The following is a 16,228-nucleotide window of genomic DNA, read 5'->3' as shown; positions in this document are numbered from 1 at the left end:
GGTCAAGACGGTTGAGGGCACCGTCGGTGGTGGAGCGTGGGTCACCGCAGTCGTGGGCAGTGGTCGGTGATGTCTTTGTACTGTTGGCGCAGTGTGGTTTTGGCGATCTTGCCGCTGGGTAGCCGGGGTAGCGGTTGCGCACGCAGGACGACGTAGCGGGGAACTTTGTAGCTGGCGAGCTGACCTTCACAGTGGGTGACCACGGCGGTTTCGTTGAGATCGGGGCCCTCCGTCGTGGTGGTGATGATGGCTGCGGGAGTTTCGCCGAACCTGGGATCCTTGGCCGCGATGACGGCGACTTCGGCGACACCGTCGAGCGTGGCGATGGTCGTCTCGATCTCGAAGGGAGAAATGTTGATGCCGCCGGTGATGATGAGGTCCTTGATGCGGTCGACGAAGGTGACTCGGCCTTCTTCGTCGCTGGTACCCAGGTCGCCGCTGTGCAGCCAGCCGTTGCGCAGGGCTTGCGCCGTGGTGGCGGGGTCGTCCCAATAGCCGGGAGTGACACCGGGGCCGTGAACGACCAGTTCGCCGGTCTGTCCAGGTGCAGCTGGTGAGCCGTCTTCGTTGACGACGCGCACTTCGGTGAACACCGATCCGAATCCGCAGGATTCGGGATGCTGCAGAGCCTCCGATTTCGTGGTGGCGATGGCGACTCCGCCGGCCTCGGTCATGCCGTAGATCTGGCGAAGCAGTACGCCCTTGTCCGCCCACGCCTGCAACAGCTCGGGGGACACGGCCGCTCCGCCGACGATGGCGGTCTTCAGTGAGCTCAGATCGGCACCGGCGAACTCCGGGGCGGCGGCCATGGCTTCGAATATCAGCGGTACGCCGAAGAGCGTTTTGACGGAGTGCTTTTCGATCACCCTGACCGCGCGGGAGCCGTCGAGTTCACGTTCGATCACCAGCGTTCCACCCAACACACTGGTCATCATGACGCCGTAGACCATCCCCGGGGTGAATGCCAGCGGCAATACCATCAGGCTCACGGTCGCGGGGCAGAAGCCTTCCTCGGTGAGAGTGCGTTCCAACACGATATTGAGCAGGGTCTGGTTCGTCAGGATGATGCCCTTGGGCAGCCCGGTGGAACCGCTGGTGAACATGATCGCTATGGGGTCATCAAGGGCGGTGTCGATGCGGAAGTCGTCGGGCCGGCCACCTCGCTCGTCCGCCACGGCGTTCCAGTCCAGAATCTCGAAGTCGGGCCCGGCGGTGCGGGCGTCCTCCGCCGCAGCAGCCAACGTCGGTGCGACGAACATCGCACTGATTCCGGCGTCATCGCTGATCTTGCGTAGCTCGGCGGCCTTGAGCCGGGCGTTCAACGGCACGATGACGGCGCCGGTCTTCAGAATTGCCATCGCCGCCACCGGCCAGAGCAGGCTGTTGGGGGCGAGCAGGCCAACTCGTTGTCCGGGTTTGATGCCGTCGTCGACCAGTCGTCTGGCCAGTCGGCTGGACCACTCGTGGAACTGCCGGTACGTCAGAACGTCCTCGTCGACGATGATCGCAGCCCGATCGGAAGCGGTCCTGGCCCACCATTGCACAGCCGAACCTACTGTCGCGGCCATCTGTTGTCCTCCTTGTCAGACTGGTATCGGCGCCGTAGCGCTACACGGTGGCCGGGCGGCCGAACACCGTGGAACTGACCAATGGTGCCATCGGCCCGCCCACCAACAACGAAATATCGACGTCCTCCACCGGATTGGGTGATCCACCACGAATCTGGCGGACCGCTTCGACCGCCAACCCGATGCCATGGACGAAGCCCTCGGCGATGTTGCCGCCGGCAGTGTTGATCGGCAGCTCCCCGCCGCCCACCGTCAAGTTCTCCACCGTCATGAACCTGCCCGCGGCAGGCCCGGGCGGACACAGGCCCAGATCGATCATCGCGGCGACGGCCGGCCCGGTGAAGTTCTCGTAGACCTGGGCGACGTCCACATCACCAGGATCGATGCCCGCATCGCCCCATAGCCGGCGAACGAGAGCGGGATGGAACCCCGCGCTGGTGTAGTGCCTTTCGTTCTCGACCGACTCCAGCCACTCGGCCGCCGCGCCTTGAACCCCGGCCAGGATGTAGGCGGGCACGCCCCGGAATTCGGACACCGCGTCTGCCGAGGCCACGAGAAGAGCGGCGGCACCGTCGTTTTCCCGGGAGCAGTCGTACAGCCGAAACGGCTCTGAGACGTTTCGACTGCTGCGGTACTGCTCGCTGTCGAGTGGCCTGCCGAAGGCCACCGCACGTGGGTTCGTTTGAGCATGGTGATAGCCCGCCAGAGCTACCGCCTCCATGGCCGAGGCTGGCACAGCGTCGACTTCAAGCATCCGCTGCGTGCGCATCGCACAGATCTGTGCCGGGGCCACCACACCGTGCGCGGAATACAGAGGTCCAAGGTGGCCCTTGTTGTATGCGCCACGGCCGTCGACAGCCTCGCTGAGTCCGCGATAGACGATCACGCGTTCGGCTTGGCCGCTGCATACCGCCGCGGCTGCGCAGTTGACGGCGGCGGCGACAGCGCCTCCGCCGCCACCCCAAATCTGGGTGGACCAACGCACTTCATGCACGCCCAAGGAAGCGGCAATGGCAAGGGCGTCACTGGAATCGTTGCTGTAGGAGACGAATCCGTCAATTGTGCGGGGGTCGGCGCCGGCGTCGTCACAGGCCGCCAGAATCGCTTGAAGAACGAGCTGGGCCGTGGACAGCGGGCTGGTGCCGCGCGCGAAGTAGTCGGTCGCGCCGACGCCCACCACCGCTGTCGAACCTCGAAATCCGCTCATTTTTGCTGCTCGCAGATCCGCCATCTGAGCAAAGGCCAGTAGCTGTCGCGGGGTGGATGCTCGATCGAGCCTCGCACGATCTGGCCGATACGAGGGTTGATGTCGTCGATGCCGCAGAGGGCACCGAGCACTCGCCGGTTGTCGGCGCCAGGCAACTCCACGACGAGCACAACGTAGGGCAGGTGGCCGGTTGCCTCCCTGGTGAAGGGATGCCACGTGCGCGTCCAGGAGAAAACGGTGCCTGCCGGCTCGACATCCTCCCAGCCGAGATCCAAGGAGTGACACTTCGAACAGAGGGGTCTCGGCGGCCAGGACCACATCCGGCACTGTCGACAACGTTGCAGCAGGAGTCTGCCCTCGCGCAGTCCCTCCCAGTGCGGCGTGTCCGAACCGTCCGCAGACGGACCCGTCGGGTGCACCCACGGCGGCGTCGCAGGGATGTTGCGCACACTGGACACTCGCCAGGACCCATCGGTGAACCGAACCCAACGGGACCGCAGCTCGAACGAGGTGCCCTTCGGTGTGGTATAGCGGATAACCGCGTCATAGGTTCCGTCCGAGGCCGAAGTGAGGCCTTGGAGCTCCGAAGATTCGAGCCTGGGTGGCAGGTCGACAGAGGCGATCATCTGACCCGCCCGGCCAGGCAGGAAATCAGCCAGTATCGTCTTGTTGTCTCCGGCGACAAGGGCCCTCCTGTGCGCATCGACGGTAGTGAGAAGATCGGACGGAGGCGAAGAGCCTGCCACTACATCTCCTGTCGTCATCGTGGATCGCCCAGCTGGTAGAGGACGTCGGTGCGGTCATGCTGAAACCCCGCGAGGCGACAGGCATGGACCAGGCGGGTGTCCTGCGAATCGACGTAGATGATCAATCCCGTCAGGCCGCTGTCATTCGCAATGGCTCCGGCTCCGTCGAACAACCGCCTCAGTGCGTCCGCCCCGGCCGATGGAGACGCAGCGCACGATGTGATGGTGGCGCACCGACCGAACTCGTCGGACGACGTGGGAGTCAGGTCAATCGACACCGCACCGACCGGACCGGATTCGCGCAGTACATACAGCGTGGGCGCCTCGGCCGCGGGCCGGGCCCACTCGAGGTGCTCGATGGTGCGTCGGTCGACAGGCTCGAGCACCGGCGCCGCGGGGTGCGCGCCGGTAGCTCGGATCAGTTTCCAGATTCGTCGACTGCGTGGGATGAGGAAGCGGTCGCTCAACCGGCCGCTGGCGGGGTGGTTGCCTCTGGCCCACGAGCCGATCGATCTGGCGCCGGTGCCGCACCAACCTCCTTCGCACTCGGTGACCAAGCCGACCTGCTCCAGCAGCAGCGTCATGATGCCGATGGACCTCATCCTCGGATCGATCACCATGGTCGCGGTTGCGGTGCTGTCCTCGTCCACGTGGAGTCGCAGAACACCGGCGATGTGTTCGGGTTCGTCGGGTTCGGACATCGCGGTCCCGTGCGGAAGCATCCAGATCACCAGATGACGGAACTGCGGATCCGAGCATGCCATGGATTGCTCGATGTCGGCGAAATCGATGGTGTTGTACTCCGGTTCAGCGTCATAGACGGCTGCGCGAGTGAGTAGTTCGCTGAGTTCGGTTGATTCGTGCGGGTCGAGTTGAGAGCGCCACTCGTACTTGATCATCGGGTCGGTAGTTGTGTCGGCCTATTCACTGTGTGGTGGGGTGTTGGTGAGGAGTTTATGGATTTCGCGGCGAAAGACCTGATTGGCGGTCTCGTTGCGGCCCAGGAGCATCGGGCCGGCATTGGCGCTGCCGATCGCGCGCTGGGACTCCCGCAGCAGGGGAAAGTCCTCGTCGTGGAGCACGGCCAAGAGGATCTGCCAGTTCTTGTCCCAGAGCTGAGTCCAGTGGTCCTCTTCAAGGCCGGAGTCCTCGAGCTTAGGCACCATGAGCCGCTGTTCCATGCGGGACTGGGTGGGGTCGGTGGGGTGGGGGCGGAACGTCAGCAGCTGATAGTGGTCGGGCTGGCGCAGCAGAGTGCTATTGGGCAGCAGGAAGTGAGTCTCGGTGACATAGGGATCCAGTGGGGTGTCGCCGGGGTCTTCCTCGAGCCAGCGGTCGATGGACTTGCGGGGCGCGATGAAGCGGCAGTGCCGGCCGAAGTCTTCGAAGGCCATCACGTTGGTGTGGACGATCTTGCCGGCGGTGTTGGGGTGTGCGTACTGGATGTGGTAGCCGTCCAGGAAGGCGTCCTGCATGATCTTCCAGTTTGTCGGCTCGTCGAATCCGCCGGCTCGGTAGCACAGCTTCTCGTCGAGGCGATAGCCGGCGAGGACGGCGTCCATTTGGGGGCCGAGCCAGTCGGCGACGTCGATGCTGGTTGCGTCGGCGTTGTCGATGACCCAGATCAGGCCGTGGCGTTCTTCGCAGGGGATTTGGACGAGTCCGAACTCGCTGCGGTCGAAACCGCCGAAGGTGGCTTCGCGGGTGACGGTGCGCAGGGTGCCGTCGGGATCGTAGGACCAGCGATGGTAGGGACAGGAGAAAACGCGGCAGCGGCCCTTTTCCTGGTTTTCCAGCATTGCCCCGCGGTGCCGACACAGATTGACGAAGGCCTTGACGGTGCCGTCGGGCTGTCGGGCCGCGATGATGTTGTTGCGCGGCATCTGCGCGGTCAGGAAGTCGTAGGGCTTGGCGATCTCTGAGGAATGGGCGAGGATCGAGGGGACGCGTCCGAAGATCAGATCCCGTTCTCGCTGTGCCAGCTCCGGGTCGGTGTACTCCTCGGCGCGGAACCCGACGACGTCGTCGAAGGTGTCCGTAGTGTCGTTTCGAAGCAGTTCCAGCGCGTGGCGGATGCGGTCATGGCGGGGCAGTGATGTCGTCACGGCGATCATCTCTCTTCCGGGGTGAAGGTGATGGGCATGCGCACACACCCACGGACCTGGCTGGAATGGAATACCGGCGGGTCGTCCTCGACGAGCCGATAGTCGGGAATCCGTCGATGAAGCTCCTCCAACGCCACCGCGAGCTCCACCCGGCCCAGATGCGATCCCACGCAGCGGTGCACACCGGCACCGAACGACAGATGCCGATTCGGCCAGCGGGTGACGTCGAAACGATCGGCATCGGGAAATTCCGACTCATCGCGATTCGCCGAGCACAGCATCACGATCAACTGGTCGTCTTTGGCGATGCGAACACCGCCCAGAGTCACGTCGCGGGTGGCGCGCCGGCCCGCGGTGATGGCCGCCTCGTAGCGCAGGATCTCCTCGACCGCCCGGGGAATCGACGACGGGTCGGCGATGATGGTGCTGCGCTGCTCGGGGTTGTTGGCCAGATGCAGTATCGACCACGCCAGCGATCCCTGGACTGTGTGCAAGCCGCCGATCAACAGCAGGAAGAACATGCGGTTGAGTTCTTCATCAGTGAGCAGCCGGGTGCCGTCGGGGAACGTGACTTCGGTGTGAATGAGCTTGGAGGTGATGTCGTCGCCCGGAGTGGCGCGCCGCTGCTCGATGATGCTCTGGAAATAGCCGAACATCTGCAGCCCGGCCATCATGCGAGCCTGGTTCGACTCCTCTTCGCTGCCCCCCGGCTTACCCAGCAGGATCGTGTCGGTCGCCTCGGTGAACAACGGCGCATCGGTCAGTGGCCAGTCCACCAGGGCCAAGAAGATCCGTGCCGGCAACTCGTGAGCGAACTCGGCGACGAACTCGACGTGTCCCTTGGCGGCGAACCCGTCAATGAGCTCATTGACCACCAGCCGGATCTGATCGGTGAGACGTTTCATCCGTTGCGGACTGAATAGCGGCTGCAGAGCCTGCCGATACGCTGTGTGCTCCGGCGGATCCAACTCGAGCGGAATGAACTTGCCGATATCGTTGGTCACCAGGTTGTTCGGGTAGCTGGAGAACGTTTCGGGATCGGTGAGCACCTGCTGGATCTCGTGGTGGCGTGTCACGATCCAATGGCCGCCATACGCCGGGGAGAACACCACCGGGCCGACCGCACGCAATTGCGCCACTCGTTCCTGCATGATGTCGACCGGAGCCGCCAAGGCTGGGTCATAGACGTCGAAATCCACGATCAAGTCTGCGGGCACCCGCTCCAAGGTCGTCATGAGCGCCTCCAATCGCACAACCCGACAAACCGACACTGCCCATACCCATCCAGCACCGAACTCTCCTGACCTGTTTGCGTTATTCGGTCGACAATTCTGATCGTGTAGGCCGTATTGCCATCGGCCGGTCATCCAGCGGCATGACCGCTTCCGCGGTCCGCTGCGTCCGACAGAAGGCTCATCACCGACAGCCGAGAACCGGCCCGATGCCGGGCGTATCGCGCGACGTCGTGCCTGGTTGCACGGCTCTCCTTTCGCGGCACGGCACTGCATTCCCGAGGTGTGCGAGCGGCCAGCGCCGTCGTCGTAGATAAACCTTACGTCTATAGGTATAGGGCGTCAATCATGCGATGTCAAGTAGCTGTGTGGACGGGAAAACCAACGCTCAACGGCCTCTTGTTGCATGTTGCGAGCGTCGACGGAGTCGCCACGCTGTGCGATCTATTCAGGGCTGCCCGCGCCCAGCGCGATGCCCAGTCCGGAGCCCGGCGCCGGGTTTCGGCGGGCCAGAACGCGGCTGTACTTCTTGGCCAAAGCGTGTCTCCCATATGGCATGTCCAGGTGATGCAGGCGCCGAGGACGAGGGCGGCGCGGCGGACGATGGGAGTGCGTCGTAGCGGGTGGCCAAGGCGCGCCATTGTTTGACTGGTGCGAATGATCGCTCGGCGAGATCACGCCATTTGTCGCGGATCTCGTCGAGTCCTGGTGGCCGACCACCGGCGTTGAAACGGCGGTGGGCGTGCGGTGATCTTTCGGCCGCGCAGCAGTCGGCACGACAATCTCGCAGGGCACGCCGGCGCGCATCGCCTGGTCGTTGCGTTGCCGCGGTGACCACCACCGCCAATGGATGGCCGTTGCCCTCGATGGCAGTGTGGGTCTTGGTAGTCAACCCGCCGGCGACCGACCGATGCCGCGACCTGCGGGTTCACACTCGCTCAGCGGCGCATTCGTATAACTCGACCCAGCCCCCTGCGTCCCGGTCAGGCCATCGCTGGAGGGCAACAAACCCCGCAACCAGCTGCCTCTGAGCGTGACCGAAGAACCGGTACCGAGAAGCCGACGTTACCTCGACAGTGGCGCCTCAAGACCCGCCACCCTATGGGAGACGCGCCCTAGTCGTCTTCGACGATGAGCGCGAGTTCGGGGCACGCGGCCGCGCCGTCGCGCACCAAATGTTCGTCGCCGGCCGCCACACTGTGCGGCTCGAGGATCGAGAAGCCACCGTCGTCGATCGGAAACAGGTCGGGGTCGACGGCATGGCACTGGGCATGGCCAGCGCACTTGTTTCGTTCGAGACGAACTCTCATGATCCGCAACTCCGTTTCTCCACAGCTATGGAACGGCCCAGGGCTGATCGGGGTCGGACTGCCCGACTCGGTCGCGCACTCGGCATTCCACTCGTTGCGCTGGGGCCGGGTTCAACCTTACGCTAGTAGGTACCGATGACGGGTACTGCTGATGATCAGTGGCCGTGAACCAGAAGACCTTTGGTTCGATGAGTCGTGACGGCTTGACGGTCCCACCCCAGATCGGCATGTGCTGTCCGGCCGATGGCCACCGCGTAGGCGCCGCCGACGCAGTGGAGTGCCACGGACAGCAGTCCGTCGTGCAAGAGCGACTCTCGCTGAGGGCCGAGCCGTCGTGTTATCCGATCGTTCGCGGTCAAGCCTCGCTACTTCGCCCGCCTCGCGGTTCGGCTGAGGTCACTAACGCCATGTGGGCGTGAAGTCGGTGACATCGAGCTGCTCTGCGCGTCTTGACGGCCACGTTGATCTCGCAGGGCAGGCTAGTATCTACACGAATTTGGTTTTCGTCCGTCGGCGGCGCACTATGGCATGCCATCCAGACGGATGAGGTCCGAGGAAGGCGCGCAGATGTTCGTCACCGTTTGTTGCTGTTATCCGGTCGGGGAGTGCTGAGGTGGCACGTCCGCCCAAGGCACTGATCACCCGGGAGAAGGTCGTCTCGGCCTCCCTCGCGATCATCGATCAGGACGGCCTGGATGCCTTCAGTCTCCCTCGCCTTGCCGAGGAGATGGGGGTCAGCGCACCCTCGCTGTATCACCACTTCGCCGACAAGAACGCCATCATGAGCGCGATAGCCCACTACATCGCCGGAGTATCGGTCACCAAACCCCGCCGGCCCCCCGGTCCGGACTGGCCGGAGTATCTGGTGGCTTTCGGGTTGAACTTTCGCCAAGCAGTGCTACGGCACCGCAACGCTGCGCCTGCCCTGCTTGAGCACCTCCCGCGCGAGGTGCTGCTGAAGTCATACGAGGATGCCGCGGTGTTCCTGAAGGCATCGGGGGTTCCAGTACACCTGCACGCCGCCATTTTGGACGGCGTGGAGACGATCTGTATCGGCGCCGTACTGTCGGAGGCTCGCCGCGGTGGCCGGCGCAGCCCGCGGTCGGCATTCCCAGCGTTCGATCGCGCGGAGTTTCCGCACCTGGCAGAGGCAGTGGACGCCAACGACCTCACGGTCAAAGAGCTCTTCGCCGAACGCATACGTAGCTTCTTGTATGGAGTGGCCAACAGTGACGTGCGCGGATCAACTGCCGAGCGGTTCCCGGCCTAGCCTTCAGGGGTGCCAGCCCGTCCCGGACGATCGACGTCACCGGACCTCTCAGGGAGCTTCACCGTCGGCCGTCGTCGGTTGTTGTTGCGGTGGTGCCGGGTCTCATAGATCCAGTATCAGTCGCTTGCCACAGCTGCGGGAGACGCAGGCCATCATGACGTCGTTGGCTGCCTTCTCGTCCGTCGTAAGCACCGAGTCGCGATGGTCGGGAACTCCGTCGATCACCGTCACCTCGCAGGTGCCGCAGGTGCCTTCCCGGCACGAGAAGTCGACCTCGACGCCATGGCGCAGCAATGCGTCGAGCAACGATTCCGTCGCCGTGACCATGACACTGTCGCCGCTTCGGCCCAGCACGACTTCGAACGCCGCAGCGACTTTCCGGTCGGCGGCCGGCTTGGGTGCGAACCTCTCGACGTGCAGGTCGACGTCTTCTCTTTTCGCACATACTGATTCCATCGCCGTCAGCAAGGGTTCCGGACCGCAGCAGTAGACCGCGGCGCCGGCTTCGGCGTCCCGGACTGCGGCTGCCAGGTCCAGCAGCCCGTACTCGTCCTGCGGACGAAGCTCGACGTTGCCCCGGTGATCGTCTTCGAGTATGTCGGCAAAAGCCATGCTGGACCGGCTCCGGCCGCCGTAGAGCAGCCGCCAGGGGCGCCGTTGCGCCGCGAGCTTTCCGATCATTGGCAGCAGCGGAGTGATTCCGATACCGCCGGCGACGAAGAGGTAGGACGGGGCTGTGACCAGAGGGAAATGGTTGCGCGGTTGGGAAACATCTACGAGATCGTCGACGGCGAGCTTGTCGTGGACGAATGCGGAGCCGCCACGGCTCGCAGGTTCCCTGAGCACGGCAATAGTCAGTGACTGCCGTTGCGTCGGGTCCCCGCACAACGAGTACTGGCGAGTCATGTCGCCGAGTTGGACGTCGACGTGGGCTCCGGGCTCCCATGCGGGAACGGGCCCGCCATCCGGCTCGCATAGGGTAATGGCGACAATATCGTGAGCCACCGGATCCTTGCCGATTACTCGTAGCGGCAAGAAAAGCGGGGGGACAGTGGAATTGGACACCGTCGGTTCCACTCCAATCTCGTACCGGGTACCTCAGACAACGAGCTCACGGTGACGGTATGCGCCCCGTGATGCTGTTTCTTCCGCATGCAGTCATGCACCGGGGTTTCACCACAGTGTCGCCCCGGGTGCCTCGACGCAGATCCCTAAACCTACTCGCTGTAGGCTACTACAGGTCGCTCAGGAGTCGGGATGCATGGTTCGAGCCTTCGTTGCCGACGGAGGTAGGCGAGGGTGGAGAAGTTGGAACGAACAGCAGCGGCTGCCAGTAAAACTTACTAACGTAGGTTTAGACCGCTTGGTGACAGCATCAACGAAGGGTGGAATTGATGGAGTCCGAACAACGCCTCGACTATCTGGTGTCGACCGATTGGCTCGCCGGTCATCTGGACGATCCGCGTCTGCGTATCTTTGACTGCACCGGAAGTGTCGGAACCACCGACTTTGTGAACCACGGCCGTGAGGTTCACTACCTCCAGCACCATATTCCCGGCGCCGCCTACCTCGATGTGGCCAATCCCTGGGGCGAACTGGCGGATCCGAACGCTGCATTGCCGTACACGTGGCCCTCTGCGGAGCGCCTCGCCGAAACGATCGGCCGTCTCGGTATTTCGGCCAGTAGTCGTGTCGTGCTTTATGCAGGTCCCAACCCCGACACGCCGAATTCCGCCGCCGTGGGACATGCCTGGTCAACGCGGGCGTGGTGGCTACTGCACCATGCTGGTGTCGATGTTGCGATCCTCGACGGAGGCTGGCTCAAGTGGACCGCCGAAGGGCGCCCGGTATCTGCCGTGGCCGTGGAGTACGAGCCGACGACGTTCGCGGTGCGCCCGGACGTTCAGCGTGGAATGGCAACCAAGGAAGCGGTTCTCGACGCCATTCGTAGTGGCTCGGCCACCATCGTCGATGCACTGAGTCCAGAGTCCTATAGCGGTGAAGTGGACAGTCAATATGGAACCTTCGGCAACCGCCGCGGACACATCGCGACCGCGATGAATGTCTACTTCGCTGACCTCGTCGACGGTGACAGCGGCTGCTTTCACGGCGCTGACCGACTACGCGAAGCGTTCCGTGCCAATGGACTTCCGCAGCAAGGTGCAGTTATTACGTACTGCGGCGCCGGCATTGGTGCGACGATGACCGGATTCGGCTTGAAGCTATCGGGGCGCGAGGACGTCGCGATATATGACGCAAGCATGATGGAGTGGAACGCTGATCCGAATCTGCCGATGACGGACCCCTCCGCTGCCTAACGTCGCCTTCCAGGAGTCGCCGACGTATGTGGTGCGAGGGGGTCAGGGGAGCGGCGGCACGGGTAGCCTGCTGACAGCGAAGGCGGCCCCGCTGCCGGTCATCCCGTTTGAGGCATAGCGTCCGTGTGCGACGAGATCGACCGGGGCGGCGGGGTCGGCGGAGCAGACCGAGTCGCCGGGAGCGCACAGCTCGAGGAGCTTGGAGGCGTAGACCCGGCTGGCGCCGACCGCGGACGTCTTGTACTTGGCCAGTGACATGCCGTTCGGCTTGCCGAAGAGCACGATCGCGGCGACATGGTCGGCGACCTCGGCCGGGAGCGGTATGGGTGCCGAGTCCGGCGGTACGCCGCCCGGCAGAACGTCCGACGTCGCGAATGCGCTGACCATCGCGCCTTGCGAGTAACCGCCGATGATCATCTGCGTCTGCGGACACACGGACACCACGCCACGGATGTGATCGAGGACGTCGCGGATGCCGTCGACGAGGTTCAGAGTGAAGCCTGGGCCGAAGAAGTCGCCGCTAGCCGGATAGTTCACGGCGTGGACTCCGACGGTGCGTGGCACCGCCTGCGCCCGCAGTGAGTCGATGAAGGCCTGTCCGGTGCTGCCGACGCCGGGCGGCTCCGACGTGCCCCGCGCGAAGACCACGCCGATGTCCGGACAGGGTTGCGCCGACGTGTAGGGAGTCGAGAAGTTCAATGCCGTGAGCGTCATGACGATCGCCACGAACAGAGACCAGGCGACTCGCATCCTTCTGGTCAGATGGCCCCCCGAAATCACTTGCCGGCGACGATGCCGGCGCGTTCCCTCGATTCGTCAGCCTAGCCACCGGCGTGAGCACGCAGGCCCAAAGTCGACGACTCTCCGGCGGCGGTCCGGGGGATAGCCTCAACCCTCCATTGCGTCACAGTGGCGATTTGGGCTCGGTGCAGCCGGGGGATGAACGCGGTGCGCGGGGAAGTGGGTGACACGACATGCTCACCCCTGGGTGCGAGTGCCGGTCCGAGCGGCGTCGCATGCGCGCTGGGCCTGTGCTTTGTCGTCGAAGGCTTGGTCAACCCCCGGGCCCTCTGCGAACCATTCTCCGGTGTCGAGCTGTCCCACGAAGTACGCACCGGACCTGTACAGGCCGGGTCGGATACGCTTCCACGCCATCGGTCCTGCGGTCGTACGCAGCCACGACGTGAGCGTGTGGACGGCGCCGGGGTTCTCCCCGGCAATGACTGCGATCGGCGTGGCCTCGGCGCCGTCGTCGGACACCGCGTACGTTGTCATCAGCCAGCCGAGGTTGTCCCCGTCCGTTTCGACAACCACGAGCCGGCTACCAACACGAACCGCGTCAGGCTGCCGGACGTCGGCCCCGGAGCACCACGCATCACCCAAGCCACCGCTGGTCCGGACGGCAGCGCGAACAATGTCGGCGGCGCTCATGTGCCTGCCACCGCAGAGGCCTGGCGTCTGCGACTGTTTCCCTGCGGACCGCAGATAGGGTCCGTGACGAGTTCGGTGCAAGTGTCGATCCCAACGCCGTCGAAGCAGGTGTCGTGCCCCATTCTTCATGATCGGATGTGACCACCTCGTCTTGGTGCCAATGGCCCAGAACGGCCACCGGGGAGACACGCGAACCGGTGAAACTGATGTCCGTTCTCATTGAATCTGAGGCAGGCTATACAGGCTGACGTGCGTTGCCCCAGACTGGATGAGAATCAGGCACACAAGAATTCTCATCCAATCTGGGGCAAGTCGATCTCTGTCGGCGGCCTAGGTTCGCGTTCGAGTAGAGCGAACTTGTGGTCGGTCCGCGAGCCTGACTCCCGGCCTACCCGTGCGCGGTGATGCCCTGGTATCGGGCAACACCGATAGACCACCGGCCTGACACCGGTCGCCGAGATCCCAGCCGTGGAATCACGGACCGAACAGGCGATGTCCTGGACGAACAGCTCCACCACCGTTAACCCGTCGCCGGTCCCGGTCCCGGTCTCGGCCGTCAGGCCAGCATCTACCGCGATGGCGTTGTTATCCTCGTCGGAGGCGGTGCGAGCTTTGGCGGTTACCCATTGCTGCGACCCGCAAGCCCGGCGACGCGTTGTTCAATCCTGGTCAGCTGGAAATGTACTGAGTGATGGCGTTCATGGCCTTGTCGGCGATCATGGCCTTGAGGATTGTCGCCTCTGCAGTCACCTCGAAGATGGCTGTCTGCAACGCTGCGGAATCAGTGCCGTTGCCGAGGACCAGATCGGTGTCGGGGGCGCCGTCGGTGGCCGTCGTGTCGGCGAGGTTGAGGTCACCGAGGATCACGCTGCTGGCCAAGCTGTTGTCGCTGTCGGCGAGGGCAGCGTTCTGGTTGCCGATGATGGTGGCGTTGGCCAGACCTTGGACGCTGGTGGCGTGGGCGGCGTTGTCGTTGCCGAGGATGAAGACGTGGCTGTGGCCACCGTTGTCCGCCTCGCTGACGATCACGCTGTTCTCGCCGACGTTCGTGGCCTTCGAAACGCTGCCGGATCCCTCTGCCTGCGAGACTAGGGTTGAGCCGTGGCCGCCCAGGACGTGGGCGCGCGCACCGTCTTCGGCGTCCGCGCTTCCCGAACTGTTGTCGGCGACGGCGACGGTGGCCCGGCCGTGATTCTGCGCCAGCGCGAGACCGTCGGAGTTCTCGCGCACGTGCGCGGTGGCCCGACCGTGATCGATCGCGACAGCCCTAGCGATGCTGTCGTGACGGGCGACGGAACTGGCCACGCTGGCTTCGGCCGCGAATGTAGTGGCATTGCTTAGGTCCCGGGCCGCAGAAAGGGCCGTGCCACCATCGAAGCCGTTCGCGGTGGCCGAGCTGCTGTTGCTGGCCACGGCTTTGGCCAAGCCCCCCTCGCTGGTGGCGTCGGCGGCGCTACCGTCGGTGGCGACGGCGCGGGCCACACCGCCGTCAGCGCTGGCGGACGCGGCACTGGAATCGGCTGCGAAGGCGCTGGCCAGGCTGCCGTCAGTGCTTTCGGCGCTGGCGACACTGGAGTCGAAAGCAGCAGCCTTGGCCACACCGCCGATGGTGTCGGCAACCGCAGTACTCCCACTGCCGGTGATGGCCGTTGCCGCACCGTCTTCGGCAGCAGCCGCGGCGGAGCCGTTGTTTCCCAGCGCCACGACCTTGGCGCGCCCACCCGACGTTGTTGCCGTGCCGTCGTTGAGGTCACCCACCAACATCAGGGTGGCGTAGCCGCAGTCGGCGACCGCGGTCGCCTCGTTCTCGTCGCCGTGCACGACGATCCTGGCCCGGCCATCAACGGTAGTCGCCTGGGCCGTGTTGTCGTCACCGACAACCTTGATGTAGGCGTTGCCGCCCTCCTCTGAATCCGCGTTTCCCTCGTTGCCGGCGCCGCGCACCAGGACTGTGGCGCGCGAGTCGAGGGCCGAGGCGGTACCGAGGTTGTCGTCACCGATCAGGACAACTGTCGATCCCTGGCCGAAGCCACCCTCACCTTCCGCGGTGGAGACCGCCGAGCTGTCCGTGCCGACGACGAGACCCGTCGAGTTCGCGCCGCCTTGCCCGACCACCAAGACGTTGCTGTCGGAACCGACGATGCGGGCGATCGCCGTGGAGCCGTCACGACCCACAGAGTTGGCGACACTGGTTGAGCCGATGATGACGGCCTTACTTCGCGACCCTGCCCCGGTAAATGTTGTGGCGGTGTTGGTCTCTCCGATGATCACGGCGGTGGCTAAGCCCTCACCACTTGCGGTGATGCTGTTGCTGTCGCCGTGGATGTAGGCCACGCTGTGCCCGTCGGTGGCACTGGCGATGTTGTTGTCACCGATGACGACTGCCCGATTGAAGTCACCACCATAGCTGTTGACTGTGCTGGTGTTGCCGACAAGGAGCGCGCTGGTGAATCCACCAGAAGCAGTAGCCAGGCTCGAATCACCGACGAGCACGGCCGCTGCAAAGACCTCACCACCGAGGGTGGAGGCTTCGGCGGCGCTGGAGTCGCCGAAGATCAGCGCCCGGGCCACGACACCGTTGGCGGTGGCAGCATCGCCGGTGCCGTTGATGAACGCGGTGCTGTAGCTGCCATCGGCCAACGCCACACAGTCCGAACCGATGATCTTGGCGGTAGTGGCGTCGCCATTCGCGATCGCGGTGTTGTTGGAGCCGCGGATAGTCGCCTTGCTGAATGTTCCTGTGGCGTCGGCGTCGTTGTTGTTGCCGTAGGCGCGGGCGGTGTTGAAGTTGCCGTCGGTGGCTTCGGCGGTGGAGTCGTCGCCGCGGACGATGGCGCGGCTGAACCAGCCTTCGGCGGTGGCGGTGGCGCCGTCGCCGTGGGCGATGGCGATGGAGCCGAAGCCGTCGGAGGTTGCCACCGCTGTGCCGTTCTGGATCAGCGTGCGGCCGTTGATCGACACACTGAAATTGGCGTAGGTGAGGTCGATTTCACGGCGCACGAACCCCAGCACCGCCAACGCCAGGGGCGAGGGTGTGGCGG

The 16,228-nt window shown here is 64.5% G+C and carries 13 protein-coding genes and 1 pseudogene; 2 read left to right on the top strand and 12 right to left on the bottom strand.

What is annotated here, in order from left to right:
* Window positions 1-41: 41 nt before the first annotated feature.
* From CSR00_RS21955 to CSR00_RS21925, 8 genes and pseudogenes are all read right to left on the bottom strand, one after another.
* Window positions 42-1,568 (bottom strand): class I adenylate-forming enzyme family protein, encoded by a 1,527-nt coding sequence (locus CSR00_RS21955; RefSeq protein ID WP_099024547.1) that lies wholly within the window; start codon window positions 1,566-1,568, stop codon window positions 42-44.
* Between the two features lie 40 nt (window positions 1,569-1,608).
* Window positions 1,609-2,775, bottom strand: coding sequence for a thiolase C-terminal domain-containing protein (locus CSR00_RS21950; RefSeq protein ID WP_099024546.1), 1,167 nt, complete (start codon window positions 2,773-2,775; stop codon window positions 1,609-1,611).
* Window positions 2,772-3,050, bottom strand: a complete 279-nt coding sequence (locus CSR00_RS31340) for an OB-fold domain-containing protein (RefSeq protein WP_245906385.1) — start codon at window positions 3,048-3,050, stop codon at window positions 2,772-2,774. Before CSR00_RS31340 ends, CSR00_RS21950 begins: the two co-directional genes overlap by 4 nt.
* A gap of 3 nt (window positions 3,051-3,053) precedes the next feature.
* Window positions 3,054-3,401: pseudogene (locus CSR00_RS31335) on the bottom strand (Zn-ribbon domain-containing OB-fold protein); the annotation flags it as partial.
* Window positions 3,402-3,535: 134 nt separating this feature from the next.
* Window positions 3,536-4,420 carry a hypothetical protein gene (locus CSR00_RS21940; RefSeq protein ID WP_099024544.1) on the bottom strand — a complete coding sequence of 295 codons (885 nt, stop codon included), beginning with the start codon at window positions 4,418-4,420 and terminating at the stop codon, window positions 3,536-3,538.
* A gap of 21 nt (window positions 4,421-4,441) precedes the next feature.
* Window positions 4,442-5,626, bottom strand: a complete 1,185-nt coding sequence (locus tag CSR00_RS21935) for an aromatic ring-hydroxylating oxygenase subunit alpha (RefSeq protein ID WP_099024565.1) — start codon at window positions 5,624-5,626, stop codon at window positions 4,442-4,444.
* A gap of 5 nt (window positions 5,627-5,631) precedes the next feature.
* A complete protein-coding gene (locus CSR00_RS21930) occupies window positions 5,632-6,861 on the bottom strand; it encodes a cytochrome P450 (RefSeq protein WP_099024543.1) in 1,230 nt (409 codons plus the stop codon).
* A 1,112-nt stretch (window positions 6,862-7,973) separates the two neighbouring features.
* Window positions 7,974-8,168 (bottom strand): ferredoxin, encoded by a 195-nt coding sequence (locus tag CSR00_RS21925; protein ID WP_099024542.1) that lies wholly within the window; start codon window positions 8,166-8,168, stop codon window positions 7,974-7,976.
* A gap of 613 nt (window positions 8,169-8,781) precedes the next feature.
* Here CSR00_RS21925 and CSR00_RS21920 point away from each other — a divergent pair.
* Complete coding sequence (locus tag CSR00_RS21920) at window positions 8,782-9,438, top strand: TetR family transcriptional regulator (RefSeq protein WP_099024541.1); 657 nt, start codon at window positions 8,782-8,784, stop codon at window positions 9,436-9,438.
* A 102-nt stretch (window positions 9,439-9,540) separates the two neighbouring features.
* On the opposite strand, the gene CSR00_RS21915 is transcribed toward CSR00_RS21920, so the two are convergent.
* Complete coding sequence (locus tag CSR00_RS21915; protein ID WP_245906382.1) at window positions 9,541-10,443, bottom strand: PDR/VanB family oxidoreductase; 903 nt, start codon at window positions 10,441-10,443, stop codon at window positions 9,541-9,543.
* A gap of 389 nt (window positions 10,444-10,832) precedes the next feature.
* Here CSR00_RS21915 and CSR00_RS21910 point away from each other — a divergent pair, with 389 nt between their 5' ends.
* Window positions 10,833-11,756 carry a sulfurtransferase gene (locus CSR00_RS21910; protein ID WP_245906384.1) on the top strand — a complete coding sequence of 308 codons (924 nt, stop codon included), beginning with the start codon at window positions 10,833-10,835 and terminating at the stop codon, window positions 11,754-11,756.
* 42 nt (window positions 11,757-11,798) lie between these two features.
* Here CSR00_RS21910 and CSR00_RS21905 read toward each other — a convergent pair whose 3' ends face one another.
* The 3 genes from CSR00_RS21905 to CSR00_RS21895 all read right to left on the bottom strand — a co-directional run.
* A complete protein-coding gene (locus CSR00_RS21905; protein WP_245906380.1) occupies window positions 11,799-12,482 on the bottom strand; it encodes a cutinase family protein in 684 nt (227 codons plus the stop codon).
* A 252-nt stretch (window positions 12,483-12,734) separates the two neighbouring features.
* Window positions 12,735-13,187 carry a hypothetical protein gene (locus CSR00_RS21900; protein ID WP_099024539.1) on the bottom strand — a complete coding sequence of 151 codons (453 nt, stop codon included), beginning with the start codon at window positions 13,185-13,187 and terminating at the stop codon, window positions 12,735-12,737.
* A gap of 669 nt (window positions 13,188-13,856) precedes the next feature.
* Window positions 13,857-16,228: beta strand repeat-containing protein (locus CSR00_RS21895; protein WP_407662500.1), on the bottom strand; the 2,372-nt coding region annotated here is incomplete at its 5' end.

This window comes from Mycolicibacterium palauense (assembly GCF_002592005.1).
GTDB lineage: Bacteria > Actinomycetota > Actinomycetes > Mycobacteriales > Mycobacteriaceae > Mycobacterium > Mycobacterium palauense.
The sequence above is the reverse complement of the archived record's forward strand: the minus strand, read 5'-3'. Positions and strand labels throughout refer to the sequence as shown.